Origin of the sequence: Micromonospora rubida, from assembly GCF_009908295.1 — a bacterium.
GTDB lineage: Bacteria > Actinomycetota > Actinomycetes > Mycobacteriales > Micromonosporaceae > Micromonospora > Micromonospora rubida.
In genome coordinates this window covers 984271-1008968 of record NZ_JAAALO010000002.1, presented here as the reverse complement: position 1 = coordinate 1008968, position 24698 = coordinate 984271, and the positions used below count along the sequence as shown (strand labels likewise).

At 73.7% G+C, this 24698-nt stretch carries 22 protein-coding genes; 15 read left to right on the top strand and 7 right to left on the bottom strand.

Annotation, left to right across the window (positions count from 1 at the left end; all coding sequences use genetic code 11):
• Positions 1–25 precede the first annotated feature (25 nt).
• Positions 26–1195: an NADH-quinone oxidoreductase subunit D gene (locus GVV04_RS09150; protein ID WP_201753019.1), complete on the bottom strand. Its 1170-nt coding sequence runs from the start codon at positions 1193–1195 to the stop codon at positions 26–28.
• The gene (locus tag GVV04_RS09145; RefSeq protein WP_161686467.1) at positions 1183–2364 is read right to left on the bottom strand and encodes an SAM-dependent methyltransferase; all 1182 of its coding nucleotides are present in this window, start codon (positions 2362–2364) and stop codon (positions 1183–1185) included. Before GVV04_RS09145 ends, GVV04_RS09150 begins: the two co-directional genes overlap by 13 nt.
• A 193-nt stretch (positions 2365–2557) precedes the next feature.
• On the opposite strand from GVV04_RS09145, the gene GVV04_RS09140 reads away from it, so the two are divergent.
• From GVV04_RS09140 to GVV04_RS09095, 10 genes are all read left to right on the top strand, one after another.
• Positions 2558–3535 (top strand): Rossmann-like and DUF2520 domain-containing protein, encoded by a 978-nt coding sequence (locus GVV04_RS09140; protein WP_161686465.1) that lies wholly within the window; start codon positions 2558–2560, stop codon positions 3533–3535.
• 58 nt (positions 3536–3593) lie between these two features.
• Positions 3594–4442: a pantoate--beta-alanine ligase gene (panC, locus tag GVV04_RS09135; RefSeq protein ID WP_161686463.1), complete on the top strand. Its 849-nt coding sequence runs from the start codon at positions 3594–3596 to the stop codon at positions 4440–4442.
• 26 nt (positions 4443–4468) lie between these two features.
• Entirely contained in the window at positions 4469–4894 is a 426-nt protein-coding gene (panD, locus tag GVV04_RS09130) for an aspartate 1-decarboxylase (protein ID WP_161686461.1), read from the top strand.
• A gap of 113 nt (positions 4895–5007) precedes the next feature.
• Complete coding sequence (locus tag GVV04_RS09125; protein WP_161686459.1) at positions 5008–5904, top strand: septum formation family protein; 897 nt, start codon at positions 5008–5010, stop codon at positions 5902–5904.
• A gap of 79 nt (positions 5905–5983) precedes the next feature.
• Entirely contained in the window at positions 5984–7678 is a 1695-nt protein-coding gene (locus GVV04_RS09120) for an L-aspartate oxidase (protein ID WP_161686457.1), read from the top strand.
• Between the two features lie 31 nt (positions 7679–7709).
• On the top strand, positions 7710–8615 hold the full coding sequence (gene nadC / locus GVV04_RS09115; protein WP_161686455.1) for a carboxylating nicotinate-nucleotide diphosphorylase: 906 nt from the start codon (positions 7710–7712) through the stop codon (positions 8613–8615).
• 85 nt (positions 8616–8700) lie between these two features.
• Positions 8701–9459: a type III pantothenate kinase gene (locus GVV04_RS09110; protein WP_161686453.1), complete on the top strand. Its 759-nt coding sequence runs from the start codon at positions 8701–8703 to the stop codon at positions 9457–9459.
• A 193-nt stretch (positions 9460–9652) separates the two neighbouring features.
• A complete protein-coding gene (lysS, locus tag GVV04_RS09105; RefSeq protein WP_161686451.1) occupies positions 9653–11161 on the top strand; it encodes a lysine--tRNA ligase in 1509 nt (502 codons plus the stop codon).
• 116 nt (positions 11162–11277) lie between these two features.
• A complete protein-coding gene (locus tag GVV04_RS09100; protein WP_161686449.1) occupies positions 11278–11622 on the top strand; it encodes a histone-like nucleoid-structuring protein Lsr2 in 345 nt (114 codons plus the stop codon).
• A 557-nt stretch (positions 11623–12179) separates the two neighbouring features.
• Positions 12180–14711 (top strand): ATP-dependent Clp protease ATP-binding subunit, encoded by a 2532-nt coding sequence (locus GVV04_RS09095; protein WP_161686446.1) that lies wholly within the window; start codon positions 12180–12182, stop codon positions 14709–14711.
• Between the two features lie 180 nt (positions 14712–14891).
• On the opposite strand, the gene GVV04_RS09090 is transcribed toward GVV04_RS09095, so the two are convergent.
• Positions 14892–15803, bottom strand: coding sequence for an A/G-specific adenine glycosylase (locus GVV04_RS09090; RefSeq protein ID WP_161686444.1), 912 nt, complete (start codon positions 15801–15803; stop codon positions 14892–14894).
• A 96-nt stretch (positions 15804–15899) separates the two neighbouring features.
• Here GVV04_RS09090 and GVV04_RS09085 point away from each other — a divergent pair, with 96 nt between their 5' ends.
• From GVV04_RS09085 to GVV04_RS09075, 3 genes are all read left to right on the top strand, one after another.
• Positions 15900–16412, top strand: a complete 513-nt coding sequence (locus GVV04_RS09085; protein WP_161686443.1) for a glycine cleavage system protein R — start codon at positions 15900–15902, stop codon at positions 16410–16412.
• Positions 16409–16969, top strand: a complete 561-nt coding sequence (locus GVV04_RS09080; RefSeq protein WP_161686441.1) for a peptide deformylase — start codon at positions 16409–16411, stop codon at positions 16967–16969. Before GVV04_RS09085 ends, GVV04_RS09080 begins: the two co-directional genes overlap by 4 nt.
• A 162-nt stretch (positions 16970–17131) precedes the next feature.
• On the top strand, positions 17132–17863 hold the full coding sequence (locus tag GVV04_RS09075) for a hypothetical protein (RefSeq protein WP_161686439.1): 732 nt from the start codon (positions 17132–17134) through the stop codon (positions 17861–17863).
• A 63-nt stretch (positions 17864–17926) separates the two neighbouring features.
• Here GVV04_RS09075 and disA read toward each other — a convergent pair whose 3' ends face one another.
• The 4 genes from disA to GVV04_RS09055 form a co-directional block, all read right to left on the bottom strand.
• Positions 17927–19111, bottom strand: a complete 1185-nt coding sequence (gene disA, locus GVV04_RS09070; RefSeq protein ID WP_161686437.1) for a DNA integrity scanning diadenylate cyclase DisA — start codon at positions 19109–19111, stop codon at positions 17927–17929.
• 142 nt (positions 19112–19253) lie between these two features.
• The gene (gene radA, locus GVV04_RS09065) at positions 19254–20699 is read right to left on the bottom strand and encodes a DNA repair protein RadA (protein ID WP_161686435.1); all 1446 of its coding nucleotides are present in this window, start codon (positions 20697–20699) and stop codon (positions 19254–19256) included.
• 91 nt (positions 20700–20790) lie between these two features.
• On the bottom strand, positions 20791–21612 hold the full coding sequence (locus tag GVV04_RS09060) for a hypothetical protein (RefSeq protein ID WP_161686433.1): 822 nt from the start codon (positions 21610–21612) through the stop codon (positions 20791–20793).
• A gap of 135 nt (positions 21613–21747) precedes the next feature.
• Entirely contained in the window at positions 21748–22626 is an 879-nt protein-coding gene (locus GVV04_RS09055) for a UbiA family prenyltransferase (protein WP_201753016.1), read from the bottom strand.
• On the opposite strand from GVV04_RS09055, the gene GVV04_RS09050 reads away from it, so the two are divergent.
• Complete coding sequence (locus GVV04_RS09050; RefSeq protein WP_161686429.1) at positions 22625–23395, top strand: methyltransferase domain-containing protein; 771 nt, start codon at positions 22625–22627, stop codon at positions 23393–23395. The genes GVV04_RS09055 and GVV04_RS09050 overlap by 2 nt on opposite strands.
• 188 nt (positions 23396–23583) lie before the next feature.
• A complete protein-coding gene (locus GVV04_RS09045) occupies positions 23584–24642 on the top strand; it encodes a type III polyketide synthase (RefSeq protein ID WP_161686428.1) in 1059 nt (352 codons plus the stop codon).
• Positions 24643–24698: the final 56 nt, after the last annotated feature.

Genomic DNA, 24698 nt, shown 5'->3' with positions numbered 1-24698 from the left:
GGCGCTCGGCGGCGCGCGGCCCCGGCTACTTGTCGATGTCGCCCACCACGAAGAACATCGAACCGAGGATGGCGATCAGGTCCGGCACCAGGCAGCCGGGCAGCAGCGTGGCCAGCGCCTGCACGTTCGCGTACGACGCGGTGCGCAGCTTCAACCGCCACGGCGTCTTCTCGCCCCTCGACACGAGGTAGTAGCCGTTGATGCCGAGCGGGTTCTCCGTCCACGCGTAGGTGTGCCCCTCCGGGGCCTTCACCACCTTCGGGAGCCGGGTGTTCACCGGCCCGGTGAGCCGGTCCACCCGGTCCAGGCACTGCTCGGCGAGGTCGAGTGAGGCGTACACCTGGTCGAGCAGCACCTCGAACCGGGCGTGGCAGTCCCCGGCGGTCTTGGTGACCACCGGCACGTCGAGCTGGTCGTACGCCAGGTATGGCTCGTCGCGGCGCAGGTCCAGGTCCAGCCCGGAGGCCCGGGCGACCGGCCCGGACGCGCCGAACGCGGCGGCGTCGGCGGCCGACAGCACCCCCACCCCGACCGTGCGGGCCAGGAAGATCTCGTTGCGCCGGATCAGGTTGTCCAGGTCCGGCATCCGGCGGCGCACCTCGCCGATCGCCGCCCGGGCCCGGCCGGTCCAACCGGCGGGGACCTCCTCCTTCAGCCCGCCGACCCGGTTGAACATGTAGTGGATTCGCCCGCCGGAGACCTCCTCCATCACCGCCTGGATGGTCTCCCGCTCCCGGAAGGCGTAGAAGACCGGGGTGATCGCGCCGATCTCCAGCGGGTACGAGCCGAGGAACATCAGGTGGTTGAGCACCCGGTTCAGCTCGGCCAGCGCCATCCGCAGCCAGGTGGCCCGCTCGGGCACCTCCATGCCCATCAGCCGTTCGACGGCCAGCACCACGCCCAGCTCGTTGGAGAACGCCGACAGCCAGTCGTGCCGGTTGGCCAGCACGATGATCTGGCGGTAGTCGCGCACCTCGAACAGCTTCTCCGCGCCCCGGTGCATGTAGCCGACGATCGGCTCGGCGGCGACCACCCGTTCCCCGTCGAGGACCAGCTTCAGCCGTAGCACCCCGTGCGTGGACGGGTGCTGCGGGCCGATGTTGAGCACCATGTCGGTGCCGAGTTGCTCCCCGCCGGCCCCGGTTCCGACGGTCAGCTCGCGCAGGTCACCGGTGTCCGTGGTCATGCCCGCCATCGTGCCATGAGCGGATCGACGGTGACGCCGACCGGCTGGAGCAGCCACCGGTGCCCGCCGAGCCCGGCCGGGTCGGTCAGTTCGGTCACCGCCGACGCGGCGGCGAGCGCCCGCACGTACCGGGCCGGGTCGGTGGCGGCCAGGCTCAGCGGCGGTCGCCCGCCGTCGGCCCCGAGCGCCCGCAGCGCCTCCCGCTGACCCACCAGCGTGTACGCCCCGCCGCCCGCAGCCGCCCCGGCCGCGCCGGCCGAGTCCATCGCCACGTGGGCCGTGACGTCGCAGGACCCGTCGGGCACGGGCGGCACCTGCCGGCCGCCCCGGTATCCGGCCAACGTCCCGCCCACCGGCCGAGACCCGATCAGGTGCCCGTAGTCCACGGCCAACGCCAGCCCCCGCTCAACGCATCCAACGGCCCCGCCCCAAGCCTCATCACGCAACCGCCCAACCTCCACCCGCTCCTCAACCCCGTTGATCAAGGGGTCTGCGGCTGAATCCGGGTCGTCCTCGGGCGCAAACTTCTTGATCGACGAACTCGGCGGCGGGGTGGGCCACCAGTGGGCTACCCAGGCGGCGTCCTCGGGGGTCAGCGGGGGGCCGGGGGTCTCCTTGCCCGTTCTGGGGTCGACCAGGAGGTAACGCCAGCCGGTTCCGGTGGGCACGGCCAGGTCCAGCGGGACGTTGTCGAGCCACTCGGTGGCCACCAGCAGGCCGGTGATCCGGTCCGGAATCTCGTCCACCCAGCCGATCTCCGCCGGAAGGCCGTCGGGGCGGGGTGCCTTCTCGACGGCGGTGAGGCGTACCCGATGGGCCAGCGGGACCGGTGGCGGCTGGGTGGGCGACGGGCGGGCGGCGGCCGGGGTGGGCTCCCCGGAGCCCCCCGCCGTGGACCCGGCGGCCTCGTCACCGGCCTCCGACGCCTCCGACCCGGCGAGCCGCGCCAGGGCGAGCAGCAACTCGCCCTGTCCGGCGCCCACGTCCACCACGTCGAACGGGGCGGGGAACCCGAGGTCGGCGTCGAGCCGCGAGACGAGCCGGAAGAGCGCCGACGCGAACGCCCGGGACGCGTGCACGCTGGTCCGGAAGTGGCCCGCCGGGCCGGGTCCGGCCACGAAGAAGCCCCCGGGTCCGTACAGCGCCTGGCTCATCGCGTCCCGCCAGCGGACCGGCATCAGGTCATTCCGTTTTCGGGAGCCGTCACCGTGCCGACCCTACGGTCTGTGGCCACGAGACGGTTCGTGGTCCCCACGCCGGCGGCCGGCGGCTCATCGGTGAAGGTTTTCACACCTTCTTGTTGCAGGTCCGTGACCGCGGCGCATACTTGCGATCGACCGGTACCCCCCTTCAGAGGACTGGATCGTTGCCATGAGCGCACCGCTGCGCCCGCGTCCGGCAGCCCCCTCTCGGGCCGCCGTATCCGCGGGAGGCGCCCCTGCCGGCGCCCCGCTCGTCTTCCCTCGCGTGCTCACCGTCGGCGTCATCGGCGCCGGCCGGGTCGGCGCCGTACTGGGCGCCGCGCTCGCCGCCGCCGGGCACCGGGTGGTCGCCGCCTCCGGCGTCTCCGGGGCGACCAAGGCCCGGATCGCCCTGCTGCTTCCCGACGCCCGCAACCGCTCCGCCACCTCCGTGGCCCGGGCCGCCACCGACCTGCTGCTGATCGCCGTCCCCGACGACACGCTGGCCGGGGTGGTGGCCGGGTTGGCCGAGACGGGCGCGCTGCACCCCGGCCAGGTGGTCGCGCACACCTCCGGCGCGCACGGGCTGGGCGTGCTCGCCCCGGCCGCCGCCGTCGGGGCCTGTCCGCTGGCCCTGCACCCGGCGATGACCTTCACCGGTACGCCCGACGACCTCGGCCGGCTCGCCGGCATCTCGTACGGGGTGACGGCCCCGGCCGAGCTGCGCCCGCTCGCCGCCCGGCTGGCCGTCGACCTTGGCGGGGTGCCGGAGTGGGTGGCGGAGGCCGACCGGCCGCTGTACCACGCGGCGCTGGCGCACGGCGCGAACCACCTGGTCACCCTGGTCAACGAGGCGGCCGACCGGCTGCGCGACGCCGGGGTGGGCCAGCCGGAGAAGGTGCTCGCGCCGCTGCTGCGGGCGGCGCTGGAGAACGCGCTGCGGCTCGGCGACGACGCGCTGACCGGCCCGGTTTCCCGGGGCGACGCCGGCACCGTACGCCGGCACCTGGAGCGGCTGGCCGCGACCGCGCCCGAGTCGGTGGCCCCGTACCTGGCCCTGGCCCGGCGGACGGCGGACCGGGCCATCGCGGCGGGCCGGCTGCGCCCGGCGGACGCCGAGTCGCTGCTCGACGTGCTCAGTGGGACCCATCGGAAGGTGGTGGCATGAGCGTGCGGAGTGAGTCGATCCTGCGGGCCCCGCAGTCGCGAACCGAGGTGGTGGCGCAGTGACGGAGTTGGTGCGGACCCGCGAGGAGTTGGCGAAGGCGCGCGCCGCGCTGACCGGCACGGTCGGGGTCGTGATGACCATGGGCGCGCTGCACTCCGGGCACGAGACGCTGCTGCGGGCCGCCCGGGAACGGGCCGACCACGTGCTGGTGACGATCTTCGTCAACCCGCTCCAGTTCGGCCCGAACGAGGACTTCGACCGGTACCCGCGCACCCTGGCGACGGACCTGGAGGCCTGCCGGCGGGCCGGAGCGGATCTGGTCTTCGCGCCGGACCGGGAGGAGATGTACCCGGACGGTGAGCCCCGGGTCCGGGTGAACCCGGGCCTGCTCGGCGAGGACCTGGAGGGGCTGACCCGGCCGGGCTTCTTCCACGGGGTGCTCACCGTGGTGCTCAAGCTGTTCCAGCTCACCCGCCCCGACCTGGCGTTCTTCGGCGAGAAGGACTACCAGCAGCTCACCCTGGTCCGACGGATGGCCCGGGACTTCGACGTGCCGGTCGAGGTGGTCGGCGTGCCGACCGTCCGGGAGCCGGACGGGCTGGCCCTGTCGAGCCGCAACCGCTACCTCTCGGCACAGGAGCGGGGGGCGGCGCTGAGCCTGTCGGCCGCGCTGCGGGCCGGCGTGGACGCCGCCGACCGGGGGCTGGACGCCGGCGCGGTGCTGGCCGAGGCCCACCGGGCGTTCGGCTCCGGCGCGGCCGGGGCCCGGCTCGACTACCTGGTGCTGACCGACCCGGACCTGGAACCCGGCCCGGTCGTCGGTCCGGCCCGGCTGCTGGTCGCGGCCTGGGTCGGCGCCACCCGGCTCATCGACAACGCGGCGATCCGGCTCGCCCCCCGCTCCTGACCTCTCCACCCGCGAAAGGCACCCCGATGTTCCGCACCATGCTCAAGTCGAAGATCCACCGCGCCACGGTGACCCAGGCCGACCTGCACTATGTGGGCTCGGTGACGGTGGACCAGGACCTGCTCGACGCGGCCGACCTGCTCCCGGGCGAGCAGGTGGCGATCGTGGACGTCACCAACGGGGCCCGGCTGGAGACGTACGTGATCCCCGGCGAGCGGGGCAGTGGCGTGATCGGCATCAACGGCGCCGCCGCGCACCTGGTGCACCCCGGCGATCTGGTCATCCTGATCTCGTACGGGCAGCTGGACGACGCCGAGGCGCGGACGTACCGGCCCCGGGTGGTGCATGTGGACGCCGACAACCGGGTGGTCGAGCTGGGCGGCGACCCGGCAGCGGTGGCGCCGGGCACGGCCGGTGACCCGGTCCCGAGCCCGCTCGCCGTCGTCGGCTGACCGGCCGGTCGGGTCGGCCGTCGGCGAACTTCGGCCCGTACGTGGTCTGTCACCGATGGTCATCCGTGGTTACTCTGGGGTCGCCGTCGTGAGCTGGTGGCTGGGGAGGCCCGATGCGCCGTGCGATGACGACCCTGTGCGCGGCCCTGGCCGTGGCGGTCGTGCTGGTCGGCTGTGGTGCCTCCACGGGGCTCGACGGCGACCTCACCGACGACTGGGCGGCCCTCGCCCCGGCCGGGCCGTTCACCCCGGCCGTGGGGGCGTGCCAGGTCGCCGACTTCACCGAGACGGTCACCCTGGCGGCGTACGCGCCGGTGGACTGCGCCGTCGCCCACCGGGTGGAGACCGTGCAGGTGGGCGCGTTCCCGGCGGAGCGGGTCGCCCCGCCGGCCGGGGGGTCGACGGAGCTGCGCGGCGCGTTCGCCGACTGCGACGCCAAGGCCACCGGGTACGTGGGCGACGACTGGCGGGCCGGCCGGCTCCGGCTGGCCGTGGCGCTGCCGTCGAAGCCCGGCTGGGCGTCCGGCGCCCGCTGGTACCGCTGCGACCTGACCGAGGTGAGCACCGCGGAGGTGGGGGCCGTGCCGGTCACCCGCACCGGCAGCCTGCGCGACGCGCTGAAGGTGGCGTCGCCGCTGCGGCTGGGCTGCCAGCGCACCGGGTCCGCCGGCAGGCGGGGGGCGCAGGTGCTGACGCCGGTCGGGTGCGTCACCCGACACGACGCCGAGTTCGTCGGGGTGTGGAAGGCGCCGGATCGGCCGTACCCGACCCGGGACGCCGACTGGGCCCCCTTCTACACCGGCTGCCGCTCGGTGCTCGCCCGCTACGTCGGGGTGCCGGACGACGACGACCTGCGTTTCCGCAGCGGCGTGGTGGTCCGCCCGCCCGGAGCGGGCCGGTGGGGGGTCGGCGACCGGGGCGTCCGCTGCTACCTGTGGCTCAGCGACCGCTCGGTGACCGTCTCGCTCAAGGGTGCGGGCCCGGCGGGTATCCCGGTCCGGACGAAGTAGCGGCGCCGGGCCCCGTAGTCGAAACCGCTCGTCGTGCCCCCACTGCCCGGGGCGAGGAACCTTCGGGTTGACTGTGCTCATGGACGTACCGACCGTCGACCTGCCCGCCCTGCCGTCGCTGCTGGCCGCGCCCGCACCCGGCTGGGTGGAGACCACCGACGTGGTCGTGGTCGGTTCCGGGGTGGCGGGGCTCACCGCCGCGCTGCACCTGCGCGAGGCCGGCCTGCACGTCACGGTGGTCACCAAGGTCAACATCGACGACGGCTCTACCCGCTGGGCGCAGGGCGGCATCGCCGCCGTGCTCGACCCGGCGGACACCCCGGCGGCGCACGCGTCGGACACCGAGCTGGCCGGCGTCGGGCTGTGCGACCCGGCGGCCGTGCGGGTGCTGGTGGCGGAGGGGCCGACCCGGCTACGGGAGCTGATGCGCATCGGCGCGGAGTTCGACCGCCATCCGGACGGCTCGCTCATGCTCACCCGGGAGGGCGGGCACCGGGCGGACCGGATCGTGCACGCCGGCGGGGACGCCACCGGCGCGGAGGTGCAGCGGGCCCTGCACGCGGCGGTCCGCCGCGACCCGTGGATCCGGCTGTTCGAGCACGCCCTTGTGCTGGACCTGTTGCGTGCCCCCGGTGACGGGCCCGGCGGCCTCGGCCCGGCCTGCGGGATCACCCTGCACGTGCTCGGCGAGGGCAGCGAGGAGGGCGTCGGGGCGATCCTGGCCCGGGCCGTGGTGCTGGCAACCGGCGGGATGGGGCAGATCTTCTCGGCCACCACCAACCCGGCGGTCTCCACCGGCGACGGGGTGGCCCTCGCCCTGCGGGCCGGTGCGACGGTCACCGACGTGGAGTTCGTCCAGTTCCACCCGACCGCGCTGATCACCCCGGCCGGTGCCGGGGTGCCCGGGGCCGGCCGGGCCCAGCAGCCGCTGGTCTCCGAGGCGCTGCGCGGCGAGGGGGCGCACCTGGTCGACGGCGACGGCAAGCGGTTCATGGTCGGCCAGCACGAGCTGGCCGAGCTGGCGCCCCGGGACGTGGTGGCCAAGGGCATCCACCGGGTGCTGCTGGCCACCGGCGCCGACCACGTGTACCTCGACGCCCGGCACCTCGGCGGGGACTTCCTCGCCGGGCGCTTCCCCACCATCGTCGCGTCCTGCCTGGCCATCGGGGTGGACCCGGCCACCGACCTGATCCCGGTCGCCCCGGCCGCCCACTATGCGTCGGGCGGCGTCCGCACCGACCTGCGCGGTCGCACCTCCATCCCCGGCCTGTACGCCTGCGGCGAGGTGGCCTGCACCGGCGTGCACGGCGCGAACCGGCTGGCCAGCAACTCGCTGCTGGAAGGGCTGGTCTTCTCCCGCCGGATCGCCGAGGACATCGCCGCCGGCCTGCCCGACCAGGCCCAGCCGGCGGCCACCGGAGCGTGGGTCGGCGGGAGCGGCTGGGTGCTGCCCGCCGACGGGACGCCGGCCCTGCAACGGACGATGACCCGGGGCGCCGGGGTGCTCCGCTCGGCGCGGACACTCGCGGGCACGGCCGGGGACCTCGGCGAGCTGGGCGCCGGTCGGGGCGTGCCCCGCACCGCCGACTGGGAGGCGACGAACCTGATCACCGTGGCGTCGGCCCTGGTCGCCGCCGCGTACGCCCGCCAGGAGACCCGGGGCTGCCACTGGCGGGAGGACTTCCCGACGGCCGAAGAGCGGTGGTTGGGCCACCTGACCGGCGCGATCGGGTCGCAGGGTCGGTTGACGTCCCGGTGGGAGGGGACACGGTGAGTCCACGCAGTCGCGAACCGAGGGAGTTCCAGTGAGGGAGACGACGGAGCAGGCGCTGCGGGCCGGCGGGCTCGACCCGGCCGAGGTGCGGCGGGTGATCGTCACCGCGTTCACCGAGGACCTCGGCCCGGACTTCCTGGACGTCACCAGCGTCGCCACCATCCCGGCGACCCAGACGGACACCGCCGACCTGGTCGCCCGCGCCGACGGGGTGGTGGCCGGGCTGGCCGTCGCGGCGGCCGTGTTCGAGGTCGTCGGCGAGGTGACCGGGGCCGACGGGGGTGCAGGTGCCGTCGAGGTGTCGCTGGTGGCCCACGACGGCCGGCGGGTGGCCCGTGGCGATGTGCTGGCCACCGTGACCGGGCCCACCCGGCTGCTGCTCACCGCCGAGCGGACGGCGCTCAACCTGCTCTGCCGGCTGTCCGGGGTGGCCACCCACACCCGGGCCTGGGCGGACGCGCTGACCGGCAGCAAGGCGATGGTGCTGGACACCCGCAAGACCACCTCGGGCCTGCGGGCGCTGGAGAAGTACGCGGTGCGGGCCGGCGGCGGCACGAACAAGCGGATGGGCCTGTACGACGTCGCGATGATCAAGGACAACCACAAGTTCGCGGCCGGCGGTGTCGCGGCGGCCTACCGCCGGGTCCGGGCGGCCTTCCCGGACGTGCCGGTGCAGGTGGAGGTGGACACCCTCGCCGAGGCGCTGGAGGCGGTCGAGGCCGGCGCGGACTTCCTGCTGCTGGACAACATGACCCCGACAACGTTGACCGAGGTGGTGGCCGCGGTGGGCGACCGGGCCGAGTTGGAGGCCACCGGCGGGCTGACCCTCGACGTGGCCGCGCGGTACGCGGCGACCGGGGTGGACTACCTGTCGGTGGGCGCGCTGACCCACTCCTCGCCGATCCTGGACGTCGCGCTGGACCTGCGGACGGAGTGAGCCGAGCCAGCGCGCTGCCATCGGCGTGCCGCCCGGGGGCGGTCGGCCCGTGTCGTCCGGCGAGCCCGGCGTCTAGGCTGCGTGCGTGCTGCTCTGCATCGACATCGGAAACACCAACACCGTGCTGGCGACCTTCGACGGCGACAAGCTGGTGCACTCCTGGCGGGTCAAGACCGACGCCCGCTCGACGGCGGACGAGCTCGGGCTGATGTTCCGGGGGTTGCTGGCCGGTGACGCCGTGGAGATCACCGGGGTGGCAGCCTGCTCGACGGTGCCGGCCGCGCTGCGCTCGCTGCGCAGCATGCTGGCCCGGTACTACGCCGACCTGCCGAGCGTGATCGTCGAGCCGGGGGTACGCACCGGCGTGCAACTGGCGATCGACAACCCCAAGGAGGTCGGCTCGGACCGGGTGGTGAACACGCTCGCCGCGTACACCCTCTTCGGCGGGCCGTCGATCGTGGTGGACTTCGGCACCACCACCAACTTCGACGTGATCAGCGGGCGGGGGGAGTTCCTCGGTGGGGCGTTCGCCCCGGGCATCGAGATATCCTTCGACGCGCTCGCGGCCCGCGCCGCCCAGCTGCGCAAGGTGGAGGCGACCAGGCCCCGGTCGGTGATCGGCAAGAACACCGTCGAGTGCCTCCAGTCCGGCCTGTACTTCGGCTTCGCCGGCCAGGTCGACCGGATCGTCGAGCGGATGGTCGAGGAACTGGGCGAGGTGAGGGCGGTGATCGCCACCGGCGGGCTGGCGTCGGTGGTGATCGGCGAGTGCCGGACCATCACCCACCACGAGCCGATGATCACCCTGATCGGGCTGCGGATGGTCTTCGAGCGCAACGTCTGACCGGCCCGCTGCCGGTCAGCGGCGGCGGGCGCGGAAGACCAGCGTCCGGTACGGCAGCGCTGCGGCCGCCCCGAACGAGAGGGCCTGAGTGGGGTCGGTCATGGCGGGCAGGTTATCCCGTAACGACCGTCGGGGCGCTTGAGTACGCTCGGGGCCTGACCCCGCCGGAATCTCCCTACTGAGGAAGCGTGCCGTGACCGAGCAGAACGCCGTGCCAGTCGACCCCGCCGACGACCTTCCCGAGCAGATGAAGGTCCGCCGGGAGAAGCGGGACCGGATGCTCGCCGAGGGCGTCGAGCCGTACCCCGTCGGATACCCCCGGACCAGCACGCTGGCGGAGATCCGCGAGAAGTACGCCGACCTGCCCACCGACACCGCCACCGGCGACCGGGCTTCGGTCACGGGACGGGTCATCTTCGTCCGGAACACCGGCAAGCTGTGCTTCGCCACCCTGCGCGACGGCGACGGCACCGAACTCCAGGCGATGCTCTCCCTCGACCGGGTCGGCGCGGAGCGGCTGGAGGACTGGAAGCGCCTGGTCGACCTGGGCGACCACGTCGGGGTGAGTGGCGAGGTGATCACCAGCCGTCGGGGTGAGCTGTCGGTGCTGGTGGAGCAGTGGGCGGTCACCGCCAAGGCGCTGCGCCCGCTGCCGGTGGCGCACAAGCCGCTCAGCGAGGAGGCCCGGGTCCGCCAGCGGTACGTCGACCTGATCGTCCGCCCCCAGGCGCGGCAGATGGTGCGGACCAGGGCCGCCACGGTGCGCAGCCTGCGTGACTCGCTGCACCGGCAGGACTTCATCGAGGTGGAAACCCCGATGCTCCAGTTGCTGCATGGTGGGGCCGCCGCCCGGCCATTTGTGACCCACAGCAATGCGTTGAACACCGATCTGTATCTCCGAATCGCGCCGGAACTGTTTCTCAAGCGGGCCGTCGTCGGCGGCGTCGACCGGGTCTTCGAGATCAACCGCAACTTCCGTAATGAGGGTGTCGACTCTTCGCACTCGCCGGAGTTCGCGATGCTCGAGGCGTACCAGGCGTACGGCGACTACGACACCATGGCCACGCTCACCCGCAATCTGGTGCAGCAGGCGGCGGTCGCGGTCGCCGGGTCGACCGTGGTGACACACGCGGATGGTCAGGAGTTCGATCTGGGCGGCGAGTGGCGTTCGGTGACCCTCTTCGGGGCGCTTTCCGGGGCGCTCGGCGAAGAGGTCACGGTCCGCACCGAGCGGGCTCGCCTGGTCGAGTACGCCGACAAGGTCGGCCTGGCCGTCGACCCGAAGTGGGGGCCGGGGAAGCTGGCCGAGGAGCTCTTCGAGGAACTGGTCGTGCCGGGGCTGCGGGCACCCACCTTCGTCCGGGACTACCCGGAGGAGACCAGCCCGCTGACCCGGGCGCACCGCGACGAGCCGGGCCTGGCCGAGAAGTGGGACCTGTACGTCCTCGGGTTCGAGCTGGGCACGGCGTACTCGGAGCTGGTCGACCCGGTGGTGCAGCGGGAACGGCTGGTGGCCCAGGCGCAGCTCGCCGCCCGGGGCGACGACGAGGCGATGCGGCTGGACGAGGACTTTCTCCGGGCCATGGAGTACGGAATGCCGCCGGCCGGGGGTATGGGAATGGGAATCGACCGGCTGCTGATGGCGCTCACCGGCCTGGGAATTCGGGAAACCATCCTCTTCCCGTTGGCCCGGCCCGAGTAGGGGCTCCCGGGCCCCCGGCCGGGGTTGGATACCGACTCCTATTGACGTGACAAGCGGCGGGCGGGTTATTGTGCTGTCAGTTTGCAGGAAAACCCTGCTCGAAAGGAATGTGGGACGTGGCCAAGCAGATCATTCACAAGCTGGTCGATGACCTGGACGGCGGGGACGCTGACGAGACAGTCAAGTTCGCGCTCGACGGTGTTCAGTACGAGATCGACCTCTCCAAGGCGAACGCCGTGAAATTGCGTGACGCTTTCGCGCGGTACGTCGGCGCTGGCACCAAGGTGGGCCGGGGCGGCGTGGTGGTCGGCGGCCGGGCCGCGCGCGGACGGGGCGGCGCCACCGCCGACCGCGAGCAGAACAAGGCGATCCGGGAGTGGGCCAAGGGCAAGGGCAAGGACATCTCCGACCGGGGGCGCATCCCTCAGGAGATCGTCGACGAGTACCACGCCACGCGCTGAGCGAGGACGCCGCGGGGTCACCGCCTAGGTGCCGAAGGGCGTGCCGGGGGATCTCGGGGCGGACCCGACACGGGGGACGCGGGCGACACCGACGCCGGACCGGAGCATGTCTCCGGCCCGGCGTCGCCGTCCTGGCGTCTCACATCCTGGCGCCTCGGCGCCGGACGCCCGGTGCGCCGGGTGGGAAGAGTCGGGCCGGTCGGGGCGTTGTCCACAGCCGGTGGAGAATCTGTCCACAGCCTGTGGACGACCGCCCGTCGAGGCGTCCGGAGCGGCCAGCGGGGCCCGGTAGGGCCTGCGGAGACCCGCGGAAACCGGTCCGACCGACGGTCCGAATTTCGCTCTGCGCGTACAGCCGGGGACACCGGAACAGCGCCTGAGCGCGGACGGTTGCCAAAAACGACGCGTACCGACCTCCCGCCGAGGACACACGACCTCAGCGGAGTCGGTCGGCGGCGATAGAGTAAGGAGGCACGGACGCCCATCCCGGACGTCCGCGCACCGGCCCCGCCGAGATCTGACCATCAAGGCGCACGGCACGTGAGGAGCACGAGGGCATGTTCGAGCGGTTCACCGACCGAGCGCGACGGGTTGTCGTCCTGGCCCAAGAAGAGGCCCGGATGCTCAACCACAACTACATCGGCACGGAGCACATCCTGCTGGGCCTGATCCACGAGGGCGAGGGTGTCGCGGCAAAGGCCCTGGAGAGCCTCGGCATCTCCCTGGAGGGCGTCCGCCAGCAGGTCGAGGAGATCATCGGCCAGGGCCAGCAGGCGCCGAGCGGGCACATCCCGTTCACGCCTCGGGCGAAGAAGGTGCTGGAGCTGTCGCTGCGCGAGGCGCTGCAGCTCGGCCACAACTACATCGGCACCGAGCACATCCTGCTCGGCCTGATCCGTGAGGGCGAGGGCGTCGCCGCCCAGGTCCTCGTGAAGCTCGGCGCCGACCTGAACCGCGTCCGCCAGCAGGTCATCCAGCTGCTCTCCGGCTACCAGGGCAAGGAGCCGGCCGCCGCCGGGGCCGCCCCGGGCGAGGCCGCGCCGTCGACCAGCCTGGTGCTGGACCAGTTCGGCCGGAACCTGACCCAGGCCGCCCGCGAGGGCAAGCTCGACCCGGTCATCGGGCGCGAGAAGGAGATCGAGCGGGTCATGCAGGTGCTGTCCCGCCGCACCAAGAACAACCCGGTCCTGATCGGTGAGCCCGGCGTCGGCAAGACCGCCGTGGTGGAGGGCCTGGCCCAGAAGATCATCAAGGGCGAGGTGCCCGAGACGCTGAAGGACAAGCAGCTCTACACCCTCGACCTTGGCGCGCTGGTCGCCGGCTCCCGCTACCGCGGTGACTTCGAGGAGCGGCTGAAGAAGGTCCTCAAGGAGATCCGCACCCGCGGCGACATCATCATGTTCATCGATGAGATCCACACTCTCGTCGGAGCGGGCGCGGCCGAGGGCGCGATCGACGCGGCGAGCATCCTGAAGCCGATGCTGGCCCGGGGTGAGCTGCAGACCATCGGCGCGACCACCCTGGACGAGTACCGCAAGCACCTGGAGAAGGACGCCGCCCTGGAGCGGCGGTTCCAGCCCATCCAGGTGGGTGAGCCGTCGCTGGCCCACACCATCGAGATCCTCAAGGGCCTGCGCGACCGCTACGAGGCGCACCACCGCGTGTCGATCACCGACGCCGCCCTGGTGGCCGCCGCGACCCTGGCCGACCGCTACATCTCCGACCGCTTCCTGCCCGACAAGGCGATCGACCTGATCGACGAGGCCGGTGCCCGGATGCGGATCCGCCGGATGACCGCGCCGCCAGACCTGCGGGACTTCGATGAGCGGATCGCCCAGGTCCGCCGCGACAAGGAGTCCGCGATCGACGCGCAGGACTTCGAGCGGGCGGCCCAGCTCCGCGACAAGGAGAAGCAGCTCCTCGGCCAGAAGGCGCAGCGGGAGAAGGAGTGGAAGGCCGGTGACCTGGACGTCGTCAGCGAGGTCGACGACGAGCAGATCGCCGAGGTCCTCGGCAACTGGACCGGCATCCCGGTCTACAAGCTGACCGAGGAGGAGACCTCCCGCCTGCTGCGCATGGAGGACGAGCTGCACAAGCGCGTCATCGGCCAGGAGGACGCGGTCAAGGCGGTCTCGAAGGCCATCCGGCGGACCCGGGCCGGCCTGAAGGACCCGAAGCGGCCGTCCGGCTCGTTCATCTTCGCCGGCCCGTCCGGCGTCGGTAAGACCGAGCTGTCCAAGGCGCTCGCCGAGTTCCTGTTCGGCAGCGAGGACGCCCTGATCCAGCTGGACATGTCCGAGTTCCACGACCGGTACACGGTGTCCCGGCTCGTCGGTGCCCCTCCCGGCTACGTCGGCTACGACGAGGGCGGGCAGCTGACCGAGAAGGTGCGCCGCCGGCCGTTCTCGGTGGTCCTGTTCGACGAGATCGAGAAGGCCCACCCGGACGTCTTCAACACCCTGCTCCAGATCCTGGAGGACGGGCGTCTGACGGACGGTCAGGGCCGGATCGTGGACTTCAAGAACACGGTCATCATCCTGACCACCAACCTGGGCACCCGTGACGTGGCCAAGGCGGTGTCGATGGGCTTCCAGGCGTCGGAGGACTCCGACTCCAACTACGACCGGATGAAGCAGAAGGTCAACGACGAGCTCAAGCAGCACTTCCGGCCCGAGTTCCTCAACCGGATCGACGACACCATCGTCTTCCACCAGCTGCGGCAGCAGGAAATCCTGTCGATCGTCGACATCATGATCGCCCGCATCGAGAGCCAGATGCGCAACAAGGACATGGGCCTGGAGCTGACCGACAACGCCAAGAAGTACCTGGCGCTCAAGGGCTTCGACCCGGTGCTCGGGGCGCGTCCGCTGCGTCGGACGATCCAGCGCGACATCGAGGACAACCTGTCCGAGCGGATCCTGTTCAACGAGCTGACCCCGGGTCAGATCGTGGTCGTGGACTGCGAGGGCGACCCGAACGACATCGACAAGTCCAGTCTCGTCTTCCGGGGCACCGACCGGCCGGCCGCCGTGCCGGACGCCGTCCCGGCCGACCTCGGCGGCACCGCCGCCGCAGGCGCGGACGAGTAGGCGACAGCGCTGGGGTAGGTGACAGCGTAAGAGGCGACGGCCCCGGTCGGCGAGAGCCACCGGGGCCGTCGCCTCTCGTCGTGCCGTCCCCCCGCGACAGGATGCCGGGGGCGGACCCACTCCCCACCCCGACGGGACCTCTCGGGGCGGAGGGCCGGGGCCCGTCCGAGGGCCGGTGGGTCAGCCGCCCGTGGGCAGCGCCGGGGCCGTGGGCCCGTCGCCGGCCAGGCGGAACTCCGCCTCGCCGGCCGGCTCCACCAGGCCGTCGGTGACCAGCCCGGCCAGCGCCCGGGAGCGCTGCACGTCGTCGGCCCAGACCTGGTCCAGCCGCTGGTGCGGCACCGGGCCGGTGGCCTCCCGCAGCACCGCCAGCAGCAGCCCGCGTACCTGTCGGTCGGTGCCGGCGTACCGCTGGGGTCGGCGGGTCGGGCCGGCCGGGGCCGCCTGGCCGGACGCCCGCCAGGCGCATACGGACTCCACCGGGCATCCCGGGCAGCGGGGCGAGCGGGCGGTGCAGACCACCGCCCCCAGCTCCATGAACGCGGCGCTGGCGAGCGCGGCGGCGGCCGGCTCCGAAGGCAGCAGTTCCTCGGTGGCCACCAGGTCGGCGGGGCGGGTGGCCGGGCCGGCGTCCGGTTCCCCGGCGATCGCCCGGCAGATCACCCGGCGCACGTTGGTGTCCACCACCGGGTGCCGCTGACCGTACGCGAAGGCGGCCACCGCGCGGGCCGTGTAGGTGCCCACCCCGGGCAGCGCCAGCAGCTGGTCCAGTCGGTCCGGCACCGCGCCGCCGTGTCGCTGGACGATCGCCACCGCGCAGTCGCGCAGCCGTACCGCCCGGCGGGGATAGCCGAGCCGCCCCCACATCCGGATCGCCTCGGCGGGCGTGTCGGCGGCGAGCGCGGCGGGGGTCGGCCAGCGGGCCAGCCACGCGTGGAAGGCCGGCAGCACCCGCACCACCGGCGTCTGCTGGAGCATGACCTCGCTGACCAGGATCGCCCATGCGCCCACACCGGGCACCCGCCACGGCAGGTCGCGGGCGTTCTGCTCGTACCACCGGCTGACCAGGGTGGCGAAAGTGGGTTCGGACATCGCGTCGCCGATCATGTCATGGGCGATCTTCTCGCAGGTTGGGCGGGCCGGGCGGGGCGGCGCGGGGGACGGGACCGGATCGGGCAGAATGCCCGGATGAACGAGCTCGCGATCACCGTCATCGGCCGGGACCGGCCCGGCATCGTGGCCGACGTCGCCGAGGTGCTCGCCCGGCTCGGCGCGAACCTCACCGATTCCACCATGACCCGGCTGCGGGGTCACTTCGCGATGACCCTGATCTGCGTCGGCCCGGCCGCCGCCGACGTCGAGGCCGGGCTGGCCCCGCTCGCCGCCGACGGTCAGCTCCTGGCCACCGTGCGGGCGGTCACCCCCGACGGCGCGACGCCGCCGGCCGGTGAGCCGTACGTGCTTTCGGTGCACGGCGCGGACCGGATGGGCATCGTCGCTGCGATGACCCGGGTGCTGACCGACGCGGGCGGCAACGTCACCGACCTGAGCACCCGGCTGACCGGCTCGCTCTATGTGGTGGTGGCCGAGGTCGAGCTGCCGCCGGGGTCGTCCGACGAGGTGGCCGGCCGGTTGGCCCGTAGGGCCGCGGAGTTGGGGGTCGGGGTCAGCCTCCGCCCGGCGGACTCGGACCTGCTGTGACCGCGGAGTACGTCGGCCTCGGCGGCTGGACACCGGAGGCACTGGCGACGCCCGGCGAGGTTCGTGCGGTGGTCTCCGCCCCGGACCCGGTGCTCAGCAGGCCCGGGCCGGAGGTGGACCCGACCTCCGACGAGGTGGTCCGCCTCGCCGCCGACCTGGTCGCCACGATGCGCGTCTCGCCGGGCTGCGTGGGCCTCGCGGCGCCCCAGGTCGGCGTGAGCGCCCAGATGTTCGCGGTCGACATCACCGGGCATCCGAAGGCGGTGACCGTGCACGGAACCTTCGTGCTGTGCAACGCCCGGGTGGTGGAGGCGAGTCGGTGGAAGGCGGGCCGGGAGGGCTGCATGTCGGTGCCCGACCTGACGGGCGACGTCAAGCGGGCCAGCCGGCTGGTCGTCGAGGGAGTGCTTCCGGGCACCGGCGTGCCGGTGCGGCTGGTCACCGACGGGTTCGAGGCGCGGGCGTTGCAGCACGAGATCGACCACTGCGCCGGCCTGCTCTTCCTCGACCGGGTGGCCGGTGCGCACGCGATCTACCAGCGCAAGGTGTACCTGTGAGCCGGGCCGGGCGGAGCCCGGGCCGGGAGCCGGCCTGCCGGGCGTCGCGGTCGGGGCTGGGCCGGGTGGCTGTCGTGAGTGGAGGGCCGCGCCGGTGAGCGGTGGGTCGTCCGGCGCGTCGCGCCGGGCGAGGGTGGGGCACGCCGTTACGGTGGAGGCATCATGCGTCTGACGATCGGCCCCCTGCCATCCGCCGTGTACTGGCGGCGTCGAGCCGTCGTGGTCGGAGCGGGGCTTCTCTTCCTGATTGTCCTGCTCTATTCCTGCAACAAGGCGGGCAACACCGGCACCACCCCGCAGGGGAAGGTGACCCCGACGCCGACTGCGGCTCCGGCAGCCGGTGGCCCGTCTGCGGCCCCGGACCCGAGCGGCTCGGTGCTGTCCCCGCAGACCGGCACCCCGCCCGGCGGTTCGGACGCCCCCGGTGCCTCGGGCGATCCGGGGCCTCCGACCGGCCCGACCGGGAACGACGCTCCGGCGGCCCCGGGTGGCGACGCCGGGACGTGCACCGACGCGGAGATCTCGGTGACTCCGGTGGCGGTGCCGTCGTCGGTGCAGCGGGGCGCCGTGGTCAGCCTTCAGCTCAAGATCAAGAACAAGTCGAACCGCACCTGCAGCCGGGACGTCGGCGCGGACTTCCAGGAGCTGTACGTGAAGTCCGGCGCGGAGAAGGTCTGGTCCTCCGACACCTGCGGCAACGTGAAGGGCTCGGACGTGCAGTCGTTCACCCCGGGCTTCGAGCGGTCGTACCAGGTGGACTGGAACGGCAAGGACACCAGCCGCTGCAAGGACGAGCTGGCAAACGGGCCGTTCCCGCCGGCCGGGAGTTACCAGGTCTTCGGGCGGCTGGACACCAAGCTGAGCGAGCCGGTGAAGCTGACCGTCACCGGCTGAGCCGAACGACCCACCGCTCGGTGCGGGTCGGGCAGGCGGGGCCAGTCGGCCCGGCGGGGCGGGTCAGACGTAGCGCTCCAGGATGGACGCCTCGGCGAGCCGGGACAACCCTTCCCGGACGCCCCGGGCCCGGGCGTCACCGACGCCCTCGACGGCCTGTAGGTCCTCCACGGTGGCCCCGAGCAGCCGCTGGAGGCTGCCGAAGTGCAGCACCAGCCGGTCGACGATCGCCACCGGCAGGCGGGGGACCTTCGCCAGCAGCCGGAACCCGCGTGGGCTGACCGCCGCGTCCAGCGCGTCGGAGGCCGCCGGGTAGCCGATCGCCTTGGCCACCGCGACCAGGTCGATCAGCTCGGTGGCACCCAGCAGGTCCAGCTCGACCAGCGCCTCGTCCAGCGTGCGGGGCTTGCGGCCGGTGGGCAGGTAGTCCCGGATGACCAGGGTGCGGTCGGCGTCCACGCCGGCCATCAGCTCGTCGAGCTGGAGGGCGAGCAGCCGGCCGTCCGTGCCCAGCTCCACCACGTACCCGGCGATCTCGTCGGCGATCCGGCGGACCATCTCCAGCCGCTGCACCACTGCCACCGCGTCCCGGACGGTGACCAGGTCCTCGATCTCCAGGGCGGACAGGGTGCCGGAGACCTCGTCGAGGCGCAGCTTGTAGCGCTCAAGCGTGGCCAGGGCCTGGTTGGCCCGGGACAGGATGGCCGCCGAGTCGTCCAGCACGTGCCGCTGGCCGTTGACGTAGAGGCTGATGATCCGCATCGACTGGCTGACCGAGATGACCGGGTAGCCGGTCTGCCGGGCCACCCGCTCGGCGGTGCGGTGCCGGGTGCCGGACTCCTCGGTGGGGATCGACGGGTCTGGCATCAGGTGCACGGCCGCCCGGACGATCCGGGTGCCGTCGCTGGACAGCACCACCGCGCCGTCCATCTTGCACAGTTCGCGGACCCGGGTCGCCGAGAACTCCACGTCCAGCGCGAAGCCGCCGGTGCACAGCCCTTCGACCACCTTGTCGTAGCCGAGGACGATCAGCGCGCCCGTCCGGCCGCGCAGGATCCGCTCCAGGCCGTCACGCAGCGCGGTGCCGGGCGCCATGAGCGCCAGATTGGCCCGTAGCGGGTCGCCGCTCGCGCCGCCGCCGCTCCCGGTCACGCTGACGCTGATCGGACGGGCGGGCGAGCCCACGGCACCGGTGCGGGCGTGGGGTGTCGCGCCGGCAGTTTTGCTGGCATCGCGGTCGATCGGCACCCGCACAGTCTACGGACTGGCGTGCGGTGGGTGCTGTCGTGGTTACTGTGATGTGTCACGACGCCCCCCGACGACCACGCCGGGTGGTCTGCCGTCCTTGTCCGGTATCGCACGGGCGGTCCCGCGCGGCGGCCACCGTCGGTCACTCCGCGGATGCGCGGGCGGCACACTGGAGCGCCGAGCGCACGTCCGTGACCTCCATCACCCGCATGTTCTCCGGGCCCGCCCCGACGCTCTCCGGGCCGCACCCGGTCGGAACGAGCGCCACCCGGAACCCGAGCCGGGCCGCCTCGGCCAGCCGGCGCGGCACCGCGCCGACCCGGCGGACCTCTCCGGTCAGCCCGACCTCGCCGATCGCTACCAGGTGCGGGTTGATGGCGAGGTTGAGCCCACCGGAGGCCACGGCGAGGGCGACCGCGAGGTCGGCCGCCGGCTCCACCACCCGGATGCCGCCGACGGTGGCCGCGAAGACCTCCTTGTCGTGCAGGGTCAGCCGCTCGGCGCGGCGCTGGAGCACCGCCAGCACCATCGCCAGCCGGGCCCCGTCCAGCCCGGACACGGTGCGGCGGGGCGAGCCCGCGACCGTCGCGCCGATCAGCGCCTGGACCTCGGTGACCAGCGCCCGCCGCCCCTCCATCGCCACCGTCACGCAGGTGCCCGGCGTCGGCTCCGAGTAGCGGGTCAGGAACAGCCCGGACGGGTCGGCGAGGCTGCTGATCCCGCCCTCGTGCATCTCGAAGCAGCCGACCTCGTCGGCGGCGCCGAACCGGTTCTTCACGCCGCGCACCATCCGCAGCGAGGAGTGCTTGTCGCCCTCGAAGTGCAGCACCACGTCGACCAGGTGCTCCAGCACCCGTGGACCGGCCACCTGACCGTCCTTCGTGACGTGACCGACCAGCACGGTGGCGAGGCCGCGCTCCTTGGCCACCGCGACCAGGGCGGCGGTGACCGCCCGCACCTGGGTCACCCCGCCGGGGACCCCCTCGGTGCCGGGGGTGGAGATGGTCTGCACCGAGTCGAGCACCAGCAGCCCCGGCTTCACCGCGTCCAGGTGGCCGAGGACCGCGCCCAGGTCGCTCTCGGCGGCCAGCCAGAGCTGGTCGTGCAGGGCGCCCATCCGCTCGGCGCGCAGCCGCACCTGGCTGACCGACTCCTCGCCGCTCACCACGAGCGACGGGCTGCCGGCGGTGGCCGCCCACTGCTGGGCCACGTCGAGCAGCAGCGTTGACTTGCCCACGCCTGGCTCGCCGGCGAGCAGCACCACGGCGCCGGGCACCAGGCCGCCGCCGAGCACCCGGTCCAGCTCGCTGACCCCGGTCGGCCGGGCCCTGGCGGGGGCGGCGCTGATGGTGGCGATGGGACGGGCCGGCTCGGCCGGCATCCGGGAGCTGACCACCCGGCCGGAGACGGTCGGACCGGTCACGGTGCACTCGACCACCGCCCCCCACTCGCCGCACTCCGGGCAGCGCCCCACCCACTTCGGGGGCTGGTGCCCGCAGGCGTCGCACTCGTAGGCCGGACGGGGCTCGCGGGCGGCCCGGCCGGCGCGCGGGGTCGCTCGGGAGGGTGTCGATCGGGGCGTCGTCACACCGGAACGCTAGTCCCCCCGTACGACGAAGCACCGCCGGCGTGGCGGGTGCCACGCCGGCGGTGCCGTCGACGGTCGGTGGTGCGGGGCGTCAGCCGCCGTGGCCCGCGCCGGCCTCGGTGCCGCCCTCCTCGCCGTGCGAGCCCTCGCGCTCGACGATCTGGGAGGGCTGCGGGAGCGGGGTCAGCGGGATGCCGATCGGGGCCGGGGTGTTGATGGTCGCGCCGTTGCCGAAGTCGAAGGTCAGGTTGACCTGCTGCCCGACGAGCTGGGCCTTGTCCAGGCCGACGAGCTGAAGGGACCGGCCGCCCTGCACGTTGAGCTGGATGTAGCTGAGGGCCGGGATCTCGATCCGGGCCGGCTCCCCGGCGGGGGCCGAGGGGGACGGGCTCTCCGAAGCGCCCTCGGACGGGGACGGCGAGCCGCCCCCCGACGGGCTGGCCGACCCGGACGGGCTGGCGCTGCCCGACGGCGATGCGCTGCCCGACGGCGATGCGCTGCCCGACGGCGATGCGCTGCCCGACGGCGATGCGCTGCCCGACGGCGATGCGCTCTCCGACCCGGACGGGCTGGCCGACGCGGACGCGCCGTCGCTGGCGATCACGACCTCCCGCGCGCTGTCCGTGGTGACGGTCACCGTCACCGGGCTCTGCGTGTCGTTGTAGATCACCGCGTTGACGGCGGCGTTCGCGCCGGACTGGTAGCTCCCGTCGCCCGGGTATTCGACGTACAGGCCGCGTACCTTGTAGGCGTTGTCCGGAGTCTGGACGTTGACGCCCTGGACCGACGGGGTCTTGTTGGCGGTCTCGGCCGCCTGGCCGGCACCGCAACCGGTCGCCAGCAGGCCGGTCGCCGCCGCCACGCCGGACAGCAGCAGGGCCGCCCGCCGGGAACCCCTGATCGAGCGCGTCACGTCGGTCCTCCTCGTCACGATCCCCACCCGGCCGTCGCCGGGCACGGTGGCCATACCCGCGCAGACCGGCTTCAGGGTAGTTGGGGTTGATCGGGAGCCGCACGCCGACCCGGCACCACCACCTTCCGGGGGCGCTCAGACCACCCGGCCGTTCGCCACCAGCAGCACCACGTCGATCAGCGCCACCAGCATCACCGCCCGGAAGGCGGCCACGCCCCGGCGGGCGCCGCGGCCGGCGTACCAGGTCAGGGGCGGCACCAGTGCGGCGGTCGCGATGGCCGACAGCCCGGCCCACGACGGCGGCCCGGGCGGCCCGACGACCAGGGTGACGGTCGCCGCGAGCAGCAGCCCGGCGGCGGCCACCCGGCTGCCGGCCGCGCCGAGCCGGTGCGGCAGCCCGCGCACCCCGGTCCGGGCGTCGTCGGCCAGGTCCGGCAGCACGTTGGCGAAGTGTGCCCCGGCCCCGAGCAGAGCGGCGGCGGCCACCAGCCAGGCCGGCGGGGCGGGAGCGCCGGGCAGGGCCAGCACCACGAAGGCGGGCAGCGCCCCGAAGGAGACCGCGTACGGCAGCACCGAGACCCGGGTCGACTTCAAGGGCCAGTTGTAGGACAGCGCGGAGACCAGGGCCACGGCCGCCCAGACCGCCGCCGTCCGGTTGGTCGCCGCCGCCGCCAACAGGACCGTGGTGAGGGCCGCCGCCCCCGCCGCCAGGCCGACCGCCCGCGTGCTGACCGCGCCGCTCGCGACCGGCTTGTCGGTACGCCCCACCGCGGCGTCCCGGTCGGCGTCCAGGCGGTCGTTGGACCAGCCGACCGCGAGCTGGCTGGCGAGCACCGTCAACGCCACCACGGCCACCCCGGACGGGCGGTGCCCCACCCCCAGGGCGAGCAGCCCGGCGACCACGGTCACCGCCACCGCGGGCTCGGGGTGGCTCGCCCTGACCAGCCCTAACACCGTCGTCGACATAAGGGAAGTCTGGTCGTTACCGTCCAGTCGTGCCACGCTCGGTGCCATGCGTGACGGTTCGTCCCGGGTGTCCGACCGCCCCCGCCTGCTGCCCCCGAACGATCCACGGCAGTACGACGACCTGGCCGACGAGTGGTGGCGTCCCGACGGGGCGTTCGCCATGCTGCACTGGCTGGCCCGGGCCCGGGCGGCCCTCGTGCCGCCGGCCGCCCGGCCCGACGCCCTCCTGGTCGACCTGGGCTGCGGCGCCGGGCTGCTGGCCCCGCACCTGGCCGGCAAGGGTTACCGGCACGTCGGGGTCGACCTCACCCGCTCGGCCCTGGCCCAGGCCGCGCGGCACGGGGTCACCCCCGTCAACGGCGACGCCACCGCCGTGCCGCTGGCCGACGGTTGTGCCGACGTGGTGGCCGCCGGCGAGCTGCTGGAGCACGTGCCCGACTGGCGGCGGGCGGTGGCCGAGGCGTGCCGGCTGCTCCGTCCGGGCGGGCTGCTGGTCCTGGACACCCTCAACGACACCGTGCTGAGCCGGCTGATCGCGGTCGAGATCGGCGAGCGGCTGCCCACGGTGCCCCGGGGCATCCACGACCCACGGTTGTTCGTGGACGACCGGGAGTTGGTCGCCGAGTGTGCCCGGCACGGCGTCGACCTGCGGGTCCGGGGCGCCCGTCCGGGGCTGGTCGGGACGCTGGCCTGGCTGCTGCGCCGGATCCGGTCCGGTGGTCGTCCACAGCCGATGCCGGCCGGGCGGGCGCCACGGATCAGGCCGACCTGGTCCACGGCGGTGCTGTACCAGGGGTGGGGGATCCGGCGCGGGTAACCGGGGCGGCGTCGGGTACTGGGGACGCCGGGAAGGGGCCACACGAGGGCGCGCCGCGAGTGTCCCGCCAGCGGCCGGGCGGCGGCCCGGACCGCGGCGGCCCGGCCCTCGTTGGTGAGCGTGAGGAAGGCGGTCCTGCGGTCGCGGACGGAGGCGGCGCGGGACGACACGGGGTTCGCGGACGAGAGGTGGGGAACGTGGCCGTACCGGTGATCGCGGGCATGGGGACGGCGCAGCCGCCAGGTGCCGGGCAGGACGAGCTCTGGGAGGGCTTCTTCTCGAAGCACTTCTCCGGCCGGACCCGGGCGCTGGCAGAGCGGATCTTCGCCAACTCCGGGGTGAACCGGCGGCAGGCGGCGGTCAACCCGCTGCTGGAGGACGTGTCGGACTGGTCGACCGAGCGCCGGCTGCGCCGCTACCAGGTCGAGGCGCTGCCGTTGGGCAAGGAGGCGGTCGGCCGGGCGCTCACCGCCGCCGGCCTGGACGCCCGCGACGTCGGCCTGTTCGTCGTCTGTTCGTGCACCGGGTACGCCACCCCGGGGCTGGACATCCTGCTCGCCCGGGACCTGGGCATGGCCCCGGACACCCAGCGCATGTTCGTCGGGCACATGGGCTGCTACGCCGCCCTGCCGGGGCTCGGCGCGGCCGGCGACTTCGTCACCGCGCGGCAGCGTCCCGCGCTGCTGCTCTGCGCCGAGCTGACCAGCCTGCACATCCAGCCGGCCACGGCCCGGCTGGACACCCAGCAGATCGTCTCCCACGCGCTCTTCTCGGACGCCGCCGTCGCCGCCGTGATCATCCCCGGCGGCCGGGGGTACGCGCTGCGCGAGGTCACCTCGGTCACCGACACCTCCACGGCCGACCACATGACCTGGGAGGTCACCGACACCGGCTTCCGGATGGGACTGTCGCCGCAGGTGCCGCAGGTGCTCTCGGCCCACGTCCGGGGTCTGGTCGACGGCCTGCTGGCCCGGCACGGCACCCGGCTCACCGAGGTGGACGGCTGGGCGGTGCACCCGGGCGGCCCGCGCATTCTCGACGTGGCGGAACGCGAGCTGGCGCTGCCGCCGCAGGCGTTGGCCGCGTCCCGGGCGACATTGCGGGAGCACGGCAACTGCTCCTCGCCGACGGTGCTGCTGATCCTCGACCGGCTGCTGCGGGCGGCGCAGCCGCCCGACCGGGTGCTGATTCTCGCCTTCGGCCCGGGCCTGACCCTCTACGCGGCCCTCCTCGACCGCTCCGCCTGACCGGGCCGCCCCCCTGGAGGCTTCTGGCCGGGTCTCGCGGGCGGCGGGACCGGTGC